Consider the following 17384-nt stretch of genomic DNA (forward strand, 5'->3'; position numbering starts at 1 on the left):
GAACATTTAACGATAAATGTTCGTCTTTTGTTCGTTTTTAGAAATCATTCCCATTCGATTGTTGCCGGCGGCTTACTTGTAATATCGTATACAACTCGATTGACATGCGGCACTTCATTGACGATACGCGTAGAAATTTTCTCAAGCACTTCCCAAGGAATGCGCGCCCAATCCGCTGTCATGCCATCCACCGATGTAACAGCGCGAATGCCGACCGTATAGTCATATGTGCGGGCATCACCCATCACACCGACGCTGCGAATGTCCGGAAGCACCGTGAAATATTGCCAAATTTCCCGATCAAGTCCCGCTTTTTTGATTTCTTCCCGTAAAATCGCGTCCGATTCACGGACGATTTCTAATTTTTCTTCTGTCACTTCGCCAAGCACGCGAATGCCTAATCCTGGTCCTGGGAACGGCTGCCGCCAAACAATTTCGTCTGGAAGGCCTAATTCCGTTCCGAGTGCGCGCACTTCATCTTTAAACAGCGTATTAAGCGGTTCGATGAGTTTGAATTTCATATCTTCCGGCAGACCGCCGACATTATGATGAGACTTGATCGTCTGTGCTGTCGCCGTGCCGCTTTCGATAATATCCGTATAAAGCGTCCCTTGTACTAAAAACTCTATTCCTTCTAATTTTGCCGCTTCATCGTCAAATACGTAAATAAACTCGTTTCCGATGATTTTCCGTTTTTGTTCCGGATCGGTTACCCCTTTTAATTTTGATAAAAAGCGTTCTTTCGCATCCACTTTAATAACGTTCATATGGAATCCTTCGCGGAATGTTTTCATGACGCTTTCTGCTTCTCCTTTGCGAAGGAGCCCGTGATCGACAAAAATACATGTGAGTTGATCGCCGATGGCGCGGTGCACAAGCACAGCCGCCACGGAAGAATCGACACCGCCGCTTAACGCGCAAAGCACTTTTTTATCTCCAACAAGCTCGCGAATTTTGCGCACTTCGCTATCGATAAAGCTTTCCATTGTCCAATCGCCTTTACATTGGCACACGTCAAATACGAAATTTCTTAAAATATCGTTTCCGTAAACGGAATGGCGCACTTCTGGATGGAATTGCACCGCGTAAAACTTTTTCGCCTCATTGCTCATTGCCGCAATTGGACAAGAAGCGCTAACAGCATCTACAGTAAATCCCTCTGGCGGAGCAGTGACTAAATCGCCGTGGCTCATCCAGACCACTTGCTCGTCTGGGAGACGCTCGAAAAGCGCTGAAGTGTTCTTTACTTGAATCGTTGCCTTTCCGTACTCGCGATGTGTCGCTTTTTCCACTTTTCCGCCTAAATGATGGGTCATTAGCTGCATGCCATAACAAATTCCTAAAATCGGCAGCCCAAGCTCAAAAATTTGCGGATCACACGTAAACGCATTGTCGTCATATACACTGTTTGGGCCGCCGGAAAAAATGATTCCTTTTACATTCATTTCTCGAATTTTTTCCGCTGTAATCGTATGCGGATGCAATTCGCTGTATACCCCAAACTCGCGAATGCGGCGAGTAATTAATTGGTTATACTGGCTTCCAAAATCTAGAACAATAATCATTTCCTGTTTTTGTTCCATGTCATCACCTCATCGCAAAATAAAAAACTAGAATCGCCCCCGACAACTATAAAGGCAAAATTCTAGTTAATTCCGCCTTCATAGTCGGGTCGTTTACGGCGACCCGGTAGAGACTCTCGGACCATATTACCGAGGATATATGAAGGTACATATGATGATTTCATTAAATTTTAATCCATTCTATCAACTCTATCTATCAGCGGTCAAGATGCCGTTTTTTTAATTAAATTTTCCCATAATTCTTTCACTTCCGCCCATTCAACCCGAACGGTTTCTTGTTGATAAATCACCTTTTCATATAACAATGTCAACTTCGTCATTTCCTTTGTTTGAAACCAATCGTCGACATATGCGGCGTATTGTCTTAGCGTTTGATCTTGTTTCCGTTTTAATCCATAATCATCCAAGTGACGGAGTAAAGAAAGATACGCTTTCGTAAATCGGTCATTACCCCGCTTGTATTTGAATAGAAACAATGTAACATACGGCCACCATTTCCGTCTCGTTTTGTACAGCACTAATGCACAAGCAAGCAATATAGACACTACAATCGTGATGCGCTTCCATGACCAAATGTCTAAAAAGCTGGCGAATGTTTCTTTCACACTTGATGAAGAAGACCGATCTTGCTCCATCACATCTTTTATAGGAACACGGCCTTGCTCGAGCCTACGCTGTCGAGGAACCGGCGCTGTTTCCGGCGTAGATTGCAAATCGGTAAACTCATATGGGTTCGCAAACCCTTGCGTTGGCTCAAACGGAACCCAGCCGATTCCGGAAAAATACACTTCCACCCATGAATGCGCATCCTTGTTCGTCACTTGATATACATTTTTTCCTTCTTCCTCTCCCAAAGTTGCTCCTTCTATTAGTTGCCCCGACGTATATCCCTTCACCCAACGTGCTGGAATACCAAGAGAACGTAGGAGCACAACCATCGAAGTGGAAAAATTATCACAATATCCTTTTTTTGTTTCAAATAAAAACTGATCGACGTAGTCATCCTTTTCCCCTGGAATAGCAACATCACTCGTTTCATACACATATCCGTTCATGTGAAAATATTGCTCAATTGCTTTTACTTGTTCATACTGTGTTTGCTTTCCTTTTACGATTTGTTTCGCCAAATCGCGCACTCGTTTCGGTACGCTTTCAGGAAGCTGCGTATATCGCTTTTTTAACCCCTCATCTTGCACTGGCGGTGCGGCGTTTAATTTATCAATGGAGAACGTCGGATATTCATAAGTAATATTATATGTCCTTAACATAATCGCATAAGCTGAACGATCAGTTGCATACATTTTTTCCGTTGCCGTGTCCAAACGAAACACAATGTCTTCAGGCGTATCTATTGCCTTTAGCCCAAGAGGGTAAACAATATGGAAATAAGGCTCCTTTATATGGATGCTAGCTGTCATCGTTTGTTTTTTCACCGATAGATTCCACCAAGAATAACCGATATCTGTATTTTTTTCAAATGTTTTTACTTGCACACTATCCGAGCTTTCCCATCCTTTTCCTGTATAAATATCTTTCGTTTCGACACGCCAATAATGCCGCTTTTGGTCTTCGGCAATAAAAACGACCGTATCATCGGCAATAAATGGACCGCCAAGCCGCGAATCATTTTGCCCATAGCCGATTTTTTTCACCTTCGCTAAAGCAGGATCATTCCGTTTTTCCTCTTGCGGGGCTGCATCACTTCTCACAAACGCCACCGGATCCGGCCATTTAGGCGGCAGTTTGGGACTAAAATATCCGCAGATGAAAGCTAGTCCAATTAGGCATAAGCAGAAAACCGTCCATTTTCTGATTCCGCCTGCAATCGATGCCTTTTCACGCAACCGTTCTATATGCAGGAAGCTTAAGAGGAAAAAACCAAAGACGACTAAACGAATAATCGCACCGTTTCCACGAAACATGGTAAACGTATCTAGTACCGTAATGTACGTAACAGTCAGGACATAAAAGAAAAACAGCCGTTTTTGCGTAAATAGCCAATAATGCAGTAAATACGCCATCATCCATAACAAAAGAAAAAAAAGAAAGCTGCGAAACGAGTTGGTCAGTTCCGCCCAACGCATCGAAAATAAAATAGGGACGTGATCAACAATTTCCCGAACAAGCAGCTTCAGCACCTGCAGATAAGAAACATGGTAAAACAATGTGTTTAACGCACAGACCATATATGCAATCTTTATAAAAGCAGAAAGCCACACTGGAATCCGCAACAAATAAAGAAGAAAACAAACAGACACAAACCAAATAAAGACTTGCACATTCCTGGTATCAGACACCGTTTCTAGCGGAAGAAGCCATTCGATCAGCAGCCAGCAAGCCAACCCATATATAAGCAGATTCTTCCCGAGATTTTTAATTGCATTCACCATTCATCCCTGCCTTTATGCAAGGTCGTCATTATATTTCGCGGCGATACGACCACAACATGGATTCCTTTGTGGCGCAGCGCTTCCATCCAGTTCCGCTCCTCTTTCGTCAAATCATCCTTGATAAGAAACACGGTTCCCTTATGGCGGCGTGCAGACATTTCGCCTAACGTGAAAACCAGCTCTTTCTGTAAATAAGAAGTAACATAGCAAAAAGCAACGGTCGCTCTCCAGTTTGCTCTTTCATTGGAAATAACGCGCGCAAATGGCTCATGACTATCACAAGCTGCTTTTGCTAAATGATAAAACAAGCGCTGTAGATGCTCCTCACCATTTCGAGCAGGAAAGATGGTGCGGTCGCTGCCAACGGATACAAGTCCTGTCTGCACCCCTTGTTTAATAGCGGCCCGCAAAAAAGAAGCAACAAATGTCACGATCTCTTCAAACAATGATGTTGGTGTACGATCAAGTACAACGATCAAATCATCCCGCTGCCGTTCTTCAAACTCTTTTGTCATCAACCGTTGCTTGCGGGCAGATGCTTTCCAATGAACCCATGAAAAGCGGTCGCCTGGCGCATATTCCCGAACCCCCACAGCCATCGTCATATCTCGATGAATCTGTAGCAAGGAAGCGGCCATTCCTTGGTCAAACTGTTGTCCCGCTTTTCGGTACATGATATCGATATAGCGAGGATATACTAAAATCGTTTCTTCTGCGAAATGGATCGAATTCTTTTCTATCAGTCCGAAAAAGTCCGTAGCGGTAAGGCGAAGCGCGGAAAATACATGTTCCCCTCGCGGCAGCTCGCGCAATTCATACGTGTAAGAAAACGTTCGTTTCCAAATAAATGGAATCGTTACTTTTGTCTGTTCCATCTTAAGTAAAGGAACATCGGCTTCCTCCATCGTCAACGCCACAAATGGAAACCAAATCGGAAAACGCACTTCGACCGTTGCCGTAAGCGAATCGCCGGCATGAAACTTCCGCTGATGAATCACTCGCCTCACAATGACGCGATGAAACGGATAGACGGCAATTGCTAGTGAATAAAGACCAAATGGAAGAAAACTATAAAACAAAAACCAACTGACAAAGCCTCCCTGAAACATCGCATATGAAAAAAGGATCACAAATAAACTACATAAACCAAAAACTTGCCGAATAAAGCGCGTTCGTTTTCTCATCCGTTTCACTACCTTTGAATTGGAACAGGAGTTCTAGCGATAATTTGGGCGACAATCTCTTCCGCTGTGAGCCCGTCAAACTTTGCTTCTGATTTAATAATCATGCGATGAGACAATACATATGGCGCTAAAAACTGCACATCATCAGGGACAACGAATTCCCGTCCGTGCATAAACGCATACGCTTGTGCCGCTTTCATCAGCGCAACAGACCCCCGCGGACTTACTCCTAGGTAAACGGACGCGTTCGAACGGCTTCGCTGCACGATGTCAACGATGTAACGCTTAATAGGATCGCTAACGTATACTTTCGTCACCTGCCGCTGCAGCTCCAGCAGCTCATCCAAAGCCATTACAGGGCGAATTCCCTCAATAGGCGGCGCTTTTTCCACTCGGCTTAATATTCCCACCTCTTCCTCAGGGGATGGATATCCCATGTTTAGCTTCAATAAAAAGCGGTCCAACTGGGCTTCCGGGAGCGGATATGTTCCTTCATATTCAATCGGGTTTTGCGTTGCCATGACGAAAAACGGACGCGGCAACGGTCTTGTCGCCCCGTCCACTGTAACGCTTCCCTCTTCCATCGCTTCCAAAAGCGCCGATTGCGTTTTCGGCGACGTACGGTTGATTTCATCGGCCAGCACGATGTTCCCCATAATTGGCCCGGGCTTGTATTCAAATTGCCTCTCTCTCGGGTTATAAATAGACACGCCTGTTACATCGCTCGGAAGCAAGTCAGGGGTGAATTGAATCCGCTTAAACTGCGCGTTGATCGATTTGGCCAGCGCGCGCACCAGCATCGTTTTGCCGACGCCGGGAACGTCTTCCAAAAGCACATGTCCTTTGGCCAGCAGTGCAACAAGGCTTAATATCGCTACGTTTCTTTTCCCCACAATCACTTTCTCGATATTTTCTACAACTTGTTCTATCGAAGGCTGTAACATTTCTTTTACCGTCATGAATGAAGCTCCTTTACTTTTAGGATGGCAGTCATATTGTTATGATGATAAAACTTTTGGCTGTGGACATTTCATTTCCTCAATTATTTAATATTATAATAACTAATATACATAATTTTTGAAATAATTTTTATTAAGGATCCCTCCTTTACGCGCTCGGATTAATCGGCGGCGTCGGCGGCTCGATTACAATGGCATCATACGGCTATTGGATTCAAGAAAACGGCTGGAAAGGACCCTCCTACATTTCGCCGATGCGCTATGATTCCGCTATCGCTTACATTGTAACAGCGATTTTTACGTTGTCGCTACTTGTGCTTGGTGCCGCCTTGTTATACGGAACAGACACAAGCATCAGCGGCGAGCAAGGGCTTGTCTCCTTCGCCTCCATTATGGGCAATGAGCTGCATCCGGCAGCGCGCTGGCTGTTTTTGCTTGGATTTTGGTCTGCCTCCTTTACGTCGGTAATCGGCGTATGGAACGGAGTGTCATATTTGTTCGCCGATTTTATCCGCAATGTACGAAAATTGAACATTGATAAAGAAAAACTCAATCAAACAAAAGCATTCCGCTTTTACGTCTTTTGGCTCACATTTCCACCGATGCTTTTGCATTTTATCGGCAAACCGGTTGGATTAATTATCGTCTACGGTGCGTTAGGAGCATTATTTATGCCATTTTTGGCGATTACACTACTGTGGCTTTTAAATTCGAAAAAAGAGCTACCGGAAGGAAGACGCAACCATTGGCTGTCCAACTTATTGTTGATTCTTTGCCTCGTCTTGTTTGCCGTATTGGCGGTGAACGAACTGCGCAACCTTTTTGCCTGAATAAAAAAACATCCTGGAGCTGCCAGGATGTTTTTTTCTATCGTCCACATAATGATTTTTTATTGTCTTTCGTGTAACGCAAAACAAAGGAAAAGATATAGAAAGGCGGGGCAACTGACATATGTATTTCCCTCTCGCCTGCCTTCAAACAGTCAACCAAGACAAAAACAGTGAAAAGAACCTTTTTTACTGTTATAATAACTATAACCCAAATAGATAACAGGAAAGGGACCATTTGTTGTAAGAATTAGATATAAACAAAAATGGTATTTAAGTCCGGAAAAAACATTGTAGTTGGTGGCACCATCTATGTCATAATGAACTTTGTTTTAGGATTGCTTTACGGCAAGGCCGTCGGAATGCCATGGATGGAAACGCTTCTGATTGCCGGGCTCCTCAGTGTATCATCAAGTGCCATCGTGGCTAAAGTGCTTGTCGATTTAAAGAGAACGGCCAATCCTGAAACAGAGCTCATTTTAGGGATGATCCTTTTTGATGATATCTTCCTTGCCTTATTTTTGACGACGATGTCAGGTGTTTTGCTAGCTGGCTCCACCTCCCTTTTTGGAATCAGCCTATCTGTTTTCACATCTGTCGCTTATATGTTGCTATTTTTTATCATCGCTCGAAAAGGTGCCCCTCTACTGAACAAATGGTTAAATATCAAATCCGATGAAATATTTATCATCGTCATCTTTGCTACTCTCTTCTTTGTTGCCGGTTTTTCCGAAACGATTCACGTCGCTGAAGCCATCGGAGCCTTACTGCTCGGGCTTGTCTTTTCGGAGACGGAACACCGTGATCGAATCGCACATTTAGTTGTTCCATTCCGTGACTTCTTTGGAGCGATTTTTTTCTTTAGTTTCGGTTTAAGTATTGAACCGTCAACCTTAATTCATGCGTTTTGGTTATCATTAGGGGCCGTTATCGTCACTCTAATAGCAAATATCGTGGCAGGGACGATCGCTGGGAGAAGGGCTGGATTGTCCTACAAAGCCTCTACAAACATTGGTTTGACGATCACTGCGCGTGGGGAATTTTCCATTATTGTTGCGAATCTGGGGATTACAGCGGGGTTAAACCCTATATTAACTCCTTTTACCGCACTTTACGTTCTCATGCTCGCGATATTGGGGCCGCTCTTTGCCAAAGAAAGTAAAAGTATATATAAACTACTCAATAAAGTATTTAAATGGGATAAGAAGGTAATAAAAGAGAAGCAGAAGGAACAACTGGAAACTGCAGAAAAATAATAGCATCTGCAACGCCTTCTTTACCATTCGCTTACTTCAGATCCATCTCTTATTTGCTTCCCCCCCGAGTGGACGCTCAGTTACCGGACAAGCGGCAACTCAGGGACGTATTCATGCAACCGATCGGTCTAAAAGATGTTTACATTCCAAAAGAAGACCTCTCTATGCAAATACTGTAGACTCCGTTTCTTCTCTTCCCTCTATCCAAAAAGAAAAGGAACACCGGGGTCACTCCCAGTGTTCCTTGTTTTTTATAGGGATTACATCATTCCGCCCATGTCAGGCATGCCTGGGTTGCCGCCTTTGTTTTCTTCTGGTTTGTCAGCAACAACTGCTTCCGTTGTTAAGAACATAGCGGCAACAGAAGCTGCGTTTTGAAGTGCAGAACGAGTTACTTTTGTTGGGTCAACGATACCAGCTTCAATCATGTCTACCCATTCACCAGTAGCAGCGTTGAAGCCGATACCAGGTTTTTCTGTTTTTAAGCGTTCAACAATGACAGAGCCTTCCAAACCAGCGTTTTGTGCGATTTGGCGAACTGGCTCTTCGATTGCGCGAAGAACGATTTTCACACCAGTTGCTTCGTCGCCTTCTGCTTCGATCGCAGCAACTTTATTGTATACGTTCATTAATGCTGTACCACCGCCGGCTACGATACCTTCTTCCACAGCGGCACGAGTAGAGTTAAGCGCGTCTTCAATGCGCAATTTGCGTTCTTTCAATTCTGTTTCTGTAGCCGCACCAACTTTGATTACCGCTACGCCGCCAGCTAATTTTGCTAGACGTTCTTGCAATTTTTCGCGGTCGAATTCCGAAGTAGTTTCTTCTAATTGCGCACGGATTTGGTTGATGCGGGCTTTAATGCGTTCAGAATCGCCAGCGCCTTCTACGATTGTTGTATTTTCTTTTGTTACAACAACTTTTGAAGCGCGGCCAAGTGATGCGATTGTTGTAGATTTTAAGTCACGGCCTAGTTCTTCGGAGATGACTTCACCGCCAGTTAAGATTGCAATGTCTTCAAGCATTGCTTTACGACGATCACCGAAGCCAGGAGCTTTAACTGCTACGGCAGTGAATGTACCGCGAAGTTTGTTCACTACTAATGTCGCAAGTGCTTCGCCTTCGACATCTTCTGCGATGATTAATAATGGTTTGCCTTGTTGAACTACTTGTTCTAAGATAGGCAAGATGTCTTGGATGTTAGAGATTTTCTTGTCTGTGATTAAGATATATGGATTTTCAAGCACTGCTTCCATTTTTTCAGTATCTGTAATCATGTATGGAGATGCATAACCGCGGTCAAATTGCATACCTTCCACAACATCTAATTCTGTTGTGAAGCCTTTTGATTCTTCTAATGTGATAACACCGTCGTTACCAACGCGTTCCATTGCTTCTGCGATTAATTGGCCAACTTCTTCGTCAGCTGCAGAGATAGCCGCAACTTGAGCAATCGATTCTTTTCCTTTGATTGGTTTGGAGATTGCTTTTAATTCTTCTACTGCCACAGCGACCGCTTTTTCAATACCTTTACGGATGCCCATTGGGTTAGCGCCAGCTGTAACGTTTTTCAATCCTTCGCGGATCATTGCTTGCGCTAAAACTGTTGCCGTTGTTGTACCGTCCCCAGCAACATCGTTTGTTTTGCTTGCAACTTCAGCAACAAGCTTCGCACCCATGTTTTCAAATGGATCTTCTAATTCGATTTCTTTCGCGATCGTTACACCGTCATTCGTAATTAATGGAGAACCGAATTTTTTCTCTAATACAACGTTACGGCCTTTTGGACCTAACGTTACTTTTACCGCATCAGCTAATTTGTCCACACCACGTAACATCGCACGACGAGCTTCTTCGCTGAATTTAATTTCTTTTGCCATACCCCGTTACCTCCTTATGAAATAGAATCGTTAAGTATTTTGTTAAGTATTATTTTTGCATATCTATGTTATCAACGCTATATTAACCAATAACAGCTAAAATATCGCTTTCACGTAAAATTAAGTATTCTTTGCCATCATATTTTACTTCTGTACCAGCATATTTCGAGAAGATAATACGATCGCCAACTTCTACTTCTGGAGCTACACGTTCACCGCTGTCAAGCACGCGACCTTTACCAACAGCAACTACTCTGCCTTCTTGTGGTTTTTCTTTCGCAGTGTCTGGCAATACGATGCCGCTTGCAGTTTTTTCTTCTGTTTCAATCACTTCAATGACAACGCGATCACCTAATGGCTTTAACACGGAAAACAACCTCCTTGATAATAATTTTCTCCGTTCTTATTAGCACTCGTCTTAACTGAGTGCTAACACACTTATAATATTAATGAACTTCTCTTTTTTTTGCAAGTGGGAAACACCAAAAAATAATATGTTTTTTCTCGTTTCCTGCCCTTTTTAATTATTTCACATTTCCACAAATCTAAACAACAACAATCCATTCTTTTTTTGTCATTTTTTATAGAAGATATGCTACAATACGGGAAGTATCACTATATTATTTTATCGGCAAAGGGGTAAGTTTCATTGAAACGACGCTACTGGTATGTCATTATTACGTATGTCATCATGCAGCTATCAGGTATTGCAGGGGTCCCATTGTTGCATTTTCTCGGTGTTGGAAAACACGCAAAAAATGACTTTGTGGCAACAGAGATCGCCTCTGGCTATTGGGCGGTTATCAGCTTTTCTATTGCCTTCTTCATCATTCTCTTTTTCTTGCGTGAAGATATAAAACAGCGGCACACCCGTTATAGCGTTCCGTTATCTGCAGCATGGATGTGGGCCATTGGCGGCGTCTTTTTAGCCTTGTTTGCCCAAAGCATTGCCGCCAATATTGAATGGCGCTTGCTCGGCATCGAGCCCGGTTCAGAAAATACAAAACGAATTGTCGAGATGATTCGAGTCACCCCATTATTGATGGTCGTTACTTCTATCATCGGACCGATTTTAGAAGAAATTATTTTTCGCAAAATTATTTTCGGAACACTATATCAAAAATATAATTTCTTCATTTCCGCACTAGTTAGTTCTCTTTTATTTGCGGTTGTCCATATGGAGTTCGAACACCTGCTGCTGTATGCGACAATGGGATTTACCTTCGCGTTTCTTTACGCGAAAACAAAGCGTATTTTCGTTCCGATTTTTGCCCACGTCACTATGAATACGTTCGTCGTATTAATACAAACGATATTTGCGGATGAGATAGAAAAAATGATGCGGCAAACAGAACAGATACAACTCATTATTGGAGGCTTTTAGTACGATGAAAAGGTCACCATTACAATTCGCTTTTTTCTATTTCCTTATGGGCATCTTATTCACTTACTTGTCGATTCAAAGTGCGGATGAAACCATTTGGAATTTTTTCACGATCGTTCTTGCGATAATAGCTACGCTTGATTTTGGAACTGCGATACGTCTGTTAGTACTTTACTTTAAAAAATGAACCTCCCGCCGCATTCACGGGAGGTTTTCTTGTTCCGTCTGCGCCAATAGCGCTTTGCGATAAGCTATTTTCGAAATCCAAATGCTCACTTCGTATAAAATCGAAAGCGGAATCATGACAATGACTTGTGACAGCACATCTGGCGGCGTAATGACCGCCGCTAAAATCAATAATGCTAAATAAGCATATTTGCGCACCTTTATTAATAGCATCGGTGTAATCAAGCCAAGCCTTGTTAAAAACATTACAACTACCGGCAGCTGAAATACAATTCCAAATGGCAAGATCAGATGAAGCAAAAATTCAAAGTATTCATTAATCCCTATCACCTGATGAATGCCGAGACGGGACGCTAAATTTTGCATAAAACGAACGACGAAAGGAAATAAGATGAAATACGCAAAACTAATGCCAGCTAAAAAGAGAAAGATCGAAATCGGAATGTAGCTTAACGTGACTCTTCGTTCCTTTTCATACAGCCCAGGACTGACAAACGCCCAAATTTGATAAAGCAGAACTGGCGCGGTAAGAACAAACGCAAGAACAAACGCAAATTGAAAATAAATTTTTATTGGATCTGTTAAACGAAAGGCGTTCATCGTTAATTCTTTCGCTTCGTCCGTTCGCTGCAAATATAAAATGACGGGCTCCACGAAAAAGAAACTAGCAATAAGGGCAATGACAAAAAACACAAGAACAATAATAAGTCGCTTTCGTAATTCTCCCAGGTGTTCATACACCGACATTTCTTTATCGTCCATACTTCAATCATCCTAACAAATCATAATTGGTCTGGTTTTTTTTCATCCTCGTCTGTTAATCCTTTAGTGGCATCCTTAAATTCCCGCAGCGATTGACCGAGCGATTTGCCCAGCTCCGGAAGTTTTTTCGTCCCAAACAATAATAAAATAACAAGCACAATTAACAAATATTTCACTTTTTATTCTCTCCTTTATCGGCCGGATAATTTTTTAAGAAATAAACTAATGATTGTAATTCAACCGCCAAATCAATATGATGGACACGAATATGTTTCGGTACGTTCAATCGAGCAGGTGTAAAGTTTAAAATTCCTTTAATCCCTTTTTGAACGAGACGGTCCGTAATCCATTGAGCGGCAGGAGCCGGTACGGTCAAAATCGCAACAGGAATTCCTTCGTGAAGGCGATTTTCCAATTCATCCAAATGATATACTGGCACACCGCCAACTTCTTTTCCTACTTTCTTTTGATCGACATCAAATGCCATCACAATTTTTGTATTATTATTTTTTGTAAAATTATAATTTAAAAACGCTGTCCCTAAGTTCCCGACTCCAAATAACGCCACTTCGGTAATTTCATCTTGATCAAGCGTCTTGCGAAAAAAAGATAATAAATAATTGACATTATATCCGTATCCTTTTTTGCCAAGCGCACCGAAATAGGAAAAATCACGACGAATGGTCGCGGGATCAACTTTTACTGCCTCACTTAATTCCGCAGAAGAAACTCGTTGTTTTCCTGAAGCATGTAAATTTTTCAAAAAGCGGTAATATAGTGGCAAACGTTTTGCAGTTGCTTGCGGAATTTTTGGTTGTTCATTGTTCATTCGCAAATCCCCCAACACTACTGTTTTCTCGTTGATAATGGCCTGATTTCCCACCTGATTTTTCCACTAAATAGGTTGGGCCAATCACCATCCCTTTGTCTAGCGCCTTACACATATCATACACGGTCAGTGCACAAACAGAAGCAGCCGTCAGCGCTTCCATCTCCACACCTGTACTTCCTTTTGTTTTTACCGTTACGGTGATCAGCAATTGGTAAAGCGCTTTTTCTTCCTCGACATGCCATGCAAATTGGATGTCGACACCTTTTAACATAAGAGGGTGGCACATTGGAATTAAATCAGACGTTTTTTTTGCGGCCATAATGCCGGCTACTTGCGCAACAGCAAGCACATCCCCTTTTTCAATCATGCGATTTGTCATTTTCTCGTAAATTTCTTTATTTACGGTCACGCTCGTTTGTGCTACCGCTACTCGAATGGTATCCTCTTTTTCCGTAATATCGACCATTTTTGCACGGCCTTGTTCATTAAAATGCGTAAATGATGACACACATATCTCCCCCATTTATAAACTATACACTATTTTTAGACATCTGTCTTTTATCGTTTTGTTTTATTGCGATAAGAAAACAAATTACGCTACACTATTATTGTTAAACGAGAGGTGAACAACAATGATTATTTTACAAGTCAATCAACTAACAAAATATTTCGGTGCTGACCTTATTTTATCGAATATAAAATTAGAAATACAATCCAAAGATAGGATTGCGCTCGTCGGAAGAAACGGAGCAGGAAAATCGACACTGTTAAAAATTATTGCTGGTGAGATGTCTTACGATAGTGGAGAAATCATCAAACCAAAAGAAGTATCGATCGGATATCTTGCTCAAGATAGCGGTCTACACTCCTCTTTATCCATTTGGGAAGAAATGATGACAGTATTTGCTCCTCTAAAAACAATAGAAAAACAATTGCGCCAGATGGAGCTGCAAATGGGAGACCCTGATCTAATCGCCGATTCTTCCCGCTATGAAAAATTATTGAAAGATTATGATGCATTGCAAGAACGCTATAAAGAACAAGGCGGTTATCAATACGAAGCGGATATTCGTTCGATTTTACACGGCTTACAATTTGCGAAATATGACTATATGACGACTCCCGTTCAATCGTTAAGCGGCGGACAACGAACTCGTCTGGCGCTTGGAAAACTGCTTTTAATGAAGCCTGATTTGCTTATTTTGGACGAACCGACAAACCATTTAGACCTTGAAACATTAACATGGCTCGAACAATACTTGCAAACATATCCTGGCGCTATTCTTATCGTATCCCACGACCGCTACTTTCTCGATAAAGTTGTCACCCAAGTATATGAGCTGTCACGGACAACATTGAAACGATACACAGGAAATTACAGCCGTTACTTAGAACAAAAAGCAGCCGAATATGAACGAGAACGAAAACTGTATGAAAAACAACAAGAAGAAATCGCAAAACTCCAAGACTTTATTCAACGCAATATTGCCCGTGCCTCCACAACAAGACGTGCGCAAAGCCGGAGAAAACAGTTAGAAAAAATGGAGAGAATGGAAAAACCAGCAGGAGACGAAAAAGTTGCTTCCTTTTCTTTTGACATCGAACGGCAAAGCGGAAATGACGTATTAATCGCTGAAGATGTCGCAGTCGGATATGATGAGAACAAGCCGCTCATTCGCAACATTCGTTTCCGCATCACGCGCGGGGAAAGCATCGCCTTGGTCGGACCGAACGGAATCGGAAAGTCAACGTTGTTAAAAGCGATTGTAAACAAACTTCCGCTGCAATCAGGACATTTCCGTTACGGTTCGAACGTGCAAATCGGCTATTACGACCAAAACCAGGCTGATTTGTCCTCGAATAAGCGCGTGCTCGATGAACTTTGGGATGAATACCCTGACAAAACGGAAAAAGAAATCCGCACCGTGCTCGGAAGCTTCTTATTCTCTGGAGACGATGTATTAAAACCTGTATCGGCCTTAAGCGGCGGTGAAAAAGCGAGACTGGCGCTTGCCAAACTGATGATGCAAAAAGCCAATTTCCTTATTTTAGACGAACCGACAAACCATCTTGATTTAGACAGTAAAGAAGTGCTCGAAAATGCCTTAATCGAATATCCCGGAACTATTTTATTCGTTTCTCACGACCGCTATTTTATTAATCGAATTGCCACGAAAGTATATGAGCTTTCTAGTGACGGAATTACCGAGTATTTAGGCGATTATGACTACTATGTCGCAAAAAAGGCGGAAATGCTGGAGCTAGAACGTCTCGCTTCCGAGAAACAAACAGGCCGTTCTCATGAAGAGGCATCATCGAAACTGAGCTACGAACAGGAAAAAGAGGCGAAAAAACTAGAACGACAGCGCAAGCGGCGCATTGAAGAAATTGAAACAGAAATTAGCGAATTAGAACAGCAAATCGCATACATCGACGAACAATTATGCGATCCAGAAATTTATCAAGACCATGAGAAAGTACAAAAATTAACAAAAGAGAGTGACGAAATGAAGGGAAAATTAGAAAAATTACTAGAAGAATGGGAAACACTTCATACATTACAATAATAATTGCGAAAAAACATCCACGGTTGTGCATACCCGTGGATGTTTTTTAGTTAGTCACATACCCACAAACTTATCCCCAATTTTTTTCCCACAATTTAAGTTATTCACGGATTTTTCCACATTATCCACAAAAAAAGCCGTTTTTATATGAAAAAATTTGTGGTTATTTCATCCCTAGTGAACTACCCCCACTTAATTTTCTAGCGAAAATTTGAAGTGGGGGCTTCCAAAGAAGTTTGACTGCTTCAAGCAATCCTTATTCTTTGAGGCGTGTCCACTTCGCCGCTAGAGCATAAGACACTCAGGTCTACAGCTTTACTTTTCTTTAAGATGTTTAATGCACCATTTACATCAGCATTGATTAGTTTGCCGGACTTTGTTCGATACAAACCTCGCTTAATACGTTTGCCACTGAACTTATATTCTTTTGGATTGTCGGCATTATATTCAGGAATCTCATCCCCGTCAAAAAAGCTGGCTTTAGACGTATATGACTCTTCCTGTTTGAAGAATTTAATGCCGTAAAATTTACAAAGATACTCTAGTTTTTCTTTTATATTACCGAGAGGAATATTGACAAAGTTTTGATTTGTCTTTTTTCCTAGATTCATATTGCGCTGCAATGTTTCAGCATAGCCAATGACAAGTTTGCCAATTTGATTTTCAATACAGTAGTTTATGATGTAACGGCAAGTCTTGTTGATATAATCATTCACTTTATTATTGCGATTCATAGCAAGCAAAGCCTGTTTACGGGTTGTACCTTTGATTTTTTGCTTATCTTTAATGCTTTGAAGTCTGGCATTTTCTTTGTTAAACCATTGATTAATACTTTTTAATCTCCGCCCATCAATGATGAACGATCTGCCGTCTGATGTGACACAAGTGGCAAGATTATTCACTCCTAAATCAATCGCCAGTGCTTTTTGGTCATTTAATTCTCTTTGATCTTCAGGCATTTCATATTTGTACTGAATCTCAAAGAACCTGGCATGATGTTTAGGAATGATTTCAATCTGCTTAATCTTTTTGTCCAGTAACACAGGCGGAATCGTTATCGTGATAGGCTTATGAGTCTTTTTATACAGATTCGAATACGGTATCGTGAATTTGTTGCCGTCTATACGAATTTGACCAATGATTAGTGAATGAAAGCCATCTTTTTTAAGATATTTTGGGATACTGATAGCCTTGTAGTCATATTTGCCTTGTTTGGCTAGTTTTACTAAGCCAAAGAAAGATTTAAAAGCCTCATTAACCTTTTTTAAAATTTGCTGTGCCATGTTGCTGTTTAACAGCTTATAGTTTTCGTTCGTTTTGGCAAGATGATAGTTTTTCTCATAATTAAGAAATTCCTTGTGTTCAAAATAGTATTGTCTGACATTGTACAATCCGACGTTGTACATGTTCTTGGCAATATGGCACAGTTCTCGAAGAGTCAAGTATTCTTCTTTGGTCAAACCATTTAGCTGTTGTTTGATACAAAAATACATTTTTTCACCTCCCATCTAACTATATGATACTATATTTTACTGAATCTATCCTATTTTCAGCAAAATATAATTAAGGCGATT

Annotated in this window: 15 protein-coding genes, 1 pseudogene and 1 riboswitch; of the genes and pseudogenes, 5 read left to right on the forward strand and 11 right to left on the reverse strand. The window is 41.7% G+C overall.

Annotated features, from left to right (window positions below; translation table 11 throughout):
* Window positions 1-44: 44 nt before the first annotated feature.
* The 4 genes from guaA to FNL97_RS16350 form a co-directional block, all read right to left on the reverse strand.
* On the reverse strand, window positions 45-1583 hold the full coding sequence (guaA, locus tag FNL97_RS16335) for a glutamine-hydrolyzing GMP synthase (protein WP_143416193.1): 1539 nt from the start codon (window positions 1581-1583) through the stop codon (window positions 45-47).
* 61 nt (window positions 1584-1644) lie between these two features.
* Window positions 1645-1746: riboswitch (purine riboswitch) on the reverse strand.
* A gap of 40 nt (window positions 1747-1786) precedes the next feature.
* Complete coding sequence (locus FNL97_RS16340) at window positions 1787-3973, reverse strand: DUF4129 domain-containing transglutaminase family protein (protein ID WP_012748985.1); 2187 nt, start codon at window positions 3971-3973, stop codon at window positions 1787-1789.
* On the reverse strand, window positions 3967-5157 hold the full coding sequence (locus FNL97_RS16345; RefSeq protein WP_143416194.1) for a DUF58 domain-containing protein: 1191 nt from the start codon (window positions 5155-5157) through the stop codon (window positions 3967-3969). Before FNL97_RS16345 ends, FNL97_RS16340 begins: the two co-directional genes overlap by 7 nt.
* A gap of 8 nt (window positions 5158-5165) precedes the next feature.
* Window positions 5166-6116, reverse strand: coding sequence for an AAA family ATPase (locus FNL97_RS16350; RefSeq protein ID WP_062677493.1), 951 nt, complete (start codon window positions 6114-6116; stop codon window positions 5166-5168).
* Window positions 6117-6268: 152 nt separating this feature from the next.
* Between FNL97_RS16350 and FNL97_RS16355 the strand changes: the two are divergent.
* Together FNL97_RS16355 and FNL97_RS16360 are read left to right on the forward strand one after the other, a co-directional pair.
* Window positions 6269-6946, forward strand: a pseudogene (locus FNL97_RS16355) (Nramp family divalent metal transporter); the annotation flags it as partial.
* Between the two features lie 263 nt (window positions 6947-7209).
* A complete protein-coding gene (locus tag FNL97_RS16360; RefSeq protein ID WP_286173410.1) occupies window positions 7210-8199 on the forward strand; it encodes a cation:proton antiporter in 990 nt (329 codons plus the stop codon).
* A 260-nt stretch (window positions 8200-8459) separates the two neighbouring features.
* Here the strand turns inward: FNL97_RS16360 and groL are convergent, their stop codons facing one another.
* Window positions 8460-10079, reverse strand: a complete 1620-nt coding sequence (gene groL, locus FNL97_RS16365) for a chaperonin GroEL (RefSeq protein ID WP_143416195.1) — start codon at window positions 10077-10079, stop codon at window positions 8460-8462.
* An 82-nt stretch (window positions 10080-10161) separates the two neighbouring features.
* Window positions 10162-10446 carry a co-chaperone GroES gene (gene groES, locus FNL97_RS16370; protein WP_043903404.1) on the reverse strand — a complete coding sequence of 95 codons (285 nt, stop codon included), beginning with the start codon at window positions 10444-10446 and terminating at the stop codon, window positions 10162-10164.
* A gap of 282 nt (window positions 10447-10728) precedes the next feature.
* On the opposite strand from groES, the gene FNL97_RS16375 reads away from it, so the two are divergent.
* Window positions 10729-11463 (forward strand): CPBP family intramembrane glutamic endopeptidase, encoded by a 735-nt coding sequence (locus tag FNL97_RS16375; protein WP_143416196.1) that lies wholly within the window; start codon window positions 10729-10731, stop codon window positions 11461-11463.
* 46 nt (window positions 11464-11509) lie between these two features.
* Window positions 11510-11650: a YdiK family protein gene (locus FNL97_RS16380; RefSeq protein WP_375781777.1), complete on the forward strand. Its 141-nt coding sequence runs from the start codon at window positions 11510-11512 to the stop codon at window positions 11648-11650.
* 14 nt (window positions 11651-11664) lie between these two features.
* Here FNL97_RS16380 and tatC read toward each other — a convergent pair whose 3' ends face one another.
* From tatC to moaC, 4 genes are read right to left on the reverse strand one after another with little or no spacing between them, the layout of a single operon-like run.
* Window positions 11665-12411, reverse strand: a complete 747-nt coding sequence (gene tatC / locus FNL97_RS16385; protein WP_012748977.1) for a twin-arginine translocase subunit TatC — start codon at window positions 12409-12411, stop codon at window positions 11665-11667.
* 20 nt (window positions 12412-12431) lie between these two features.
* Window positions 12432-12587, reverse strand: coding sequence for a twin-arginine translocase TatA/TatE family subunit (locus FNL97_RS16390; RefSeq protein ID WP_012748976.1), 156 nt, complete (start codon window positions 12585-12587; stop codon window positions 12432-12434).
* Window positions 12584-13240 carry a redox-sensing transcriptional repressor Rex gene (locus FNL97_RS16395; protein WP_062677489.1) on the reverse strand — a complete coding sequence of 219 codons (657 nt, stop codon included), beginning with the start codon at window positions 13238-13240 and terminating at the stop codon, window positions 12584-12586. Before FNL97_RS16395 ends, FNL97_RS16390 begins: the two co-directional genes overlap by 4 nt.
* The gene (moaC, locus tag FNL97_RS16400) at window positions 13230-13751 is read right to left on the reverse strand and encodes a cyclic pyranopterin monophosphate synthase MoaC (protein WP_012748974.1); all 522 of its coding nucleotides are present in this window, start codon (window positions 13749-13751) and stop codon (window positions 13230-13232) included. The genes FNL97_RS16395 and moaC overlap by 11 nt, the downstream gene beginning before the upstream one ends.
* A gap of 124 nt (window positions 13752-13875) precedes the next feature.
* Here moaC and FNL97_RS16405 point away from each other — a divergent pair, with 124 nt between their 5' ends.
* Window positions 13876-15810, forward strand: a complete 1935-nt coding sequence (locus FNL97_RS16405; protein ID WP_012748973.1) for an ABC-F family ATP-binding cassette domain-containing protein — start codon at window positions 13876-13878, stop codon at window positions 15808-15810.
* Window positions 15811-16055: 245 nt separating this feature from the next.
* On the opposite strand, the gene FNL97_RS16410 is transcribed toward FNL97_RS16405, so the two are convergent.
* Window positions 16056-17303, reverse strand: a complete 1248-nt coding sequence (locus FNL97_RS16410) for an RNA-guided endonuclease InsQ/TnpB family protein (protein WP_143416197.1) — start codon at window positions 17301-17303, stop codon at window positions 16056-16058.
* Window positions 17304-17384 lie beyond the last annotated feature (81 nt).

Source organism: Geobacillus sp. E263 (assembly GCF_007197795.1).
In the GTDB taxonomy this organism is placed as follows: Bacteria; Bacillota; Bacilli; order Bacillales; family Anoxybacillaceae; genus Parageobacillus_B; species Parageobacillus_B toebii.

Excerpts from the sequence above, each read along its gene's own strand:
- FNL97_RS16380 (WP_375781777.1), top strand. The coding sequence starts at position 11,510 with ATGGGCATCTTATTCACTTACTTGTCGATTCAAAGTGCGGATGAAACC.
- FNL97_RS16410 (WP_143416197.1), bottom strand. The coding sequence starts at position 17,303 with ATGTATTTTTGTATCAAACAACAGCTAAATGGTTTGACCAAAGAAGAA.
- FNL97_RS16395 (WP_062677489.1), bottom strand. The coding sequence starts at position 13,240 with ATGAACAATGAACAACCAAAAATTCCGCAAGCAACTGCAAAACGTTTG.
- FNL97_RS16350 (WP_062677493.1), bottom strand. The coding sequence starts at position 6,116 with ATGACGGTAAAAGAAATGTTACAGCCTTCGATAGAACAAGTTGTAGAA.
- FNL97_RS16340 (WP_012748985.1), bottom strand. The coding sequence starts at position 3,973 with ATGGTGAATGCAATTAAAAATCTCGGGAAGAATCTGCTTATATATGGG.
- FNL97_RS16345 (WP_143416194.1), bottom strand. The coding sequence starts at position 5,157 with ATGAGAAAACGAACGCGCTTTATTCGGCAAGTTTTTGGTTTATGTAGT.
- groL (WP_143416195.1), bottom strand. The coding sequence starts at position 10,079 with ATGGCAAAAGAAATTAAATTCAGCGAAGAAGCTCGTCGTGCGATGTTA.
- tatC (WP_012748977.1), bottom strand. The coding sequence starts at position 12,411 with ATGGACGATAAAGAAATGTCGGTGTATGAACACCTGGGAGAATTACGA.
- guaA (WP_143416193.1), bottom strand. The coding sequence starts at position 1,583 with ATGGAACAAAAACAGGAAATGATTATTGTTCTAGATTTTGGAAGCCAG.
- FNL97_RS16405 (WP_012748973.1), top strand. The coding sequence starts at position 13,876 with ATGATTATTTTACAAGTCAATCAACTAACAAAATATTTCGGTGCTGAC.
- FNL97_RS16360 (WP_286173410.1), top strand. The coding sequence starts at position 7,210 with ATGGTATTTAAGTCCGGAAAAAACATTGTAGTTGGTGGCACCATCTAT.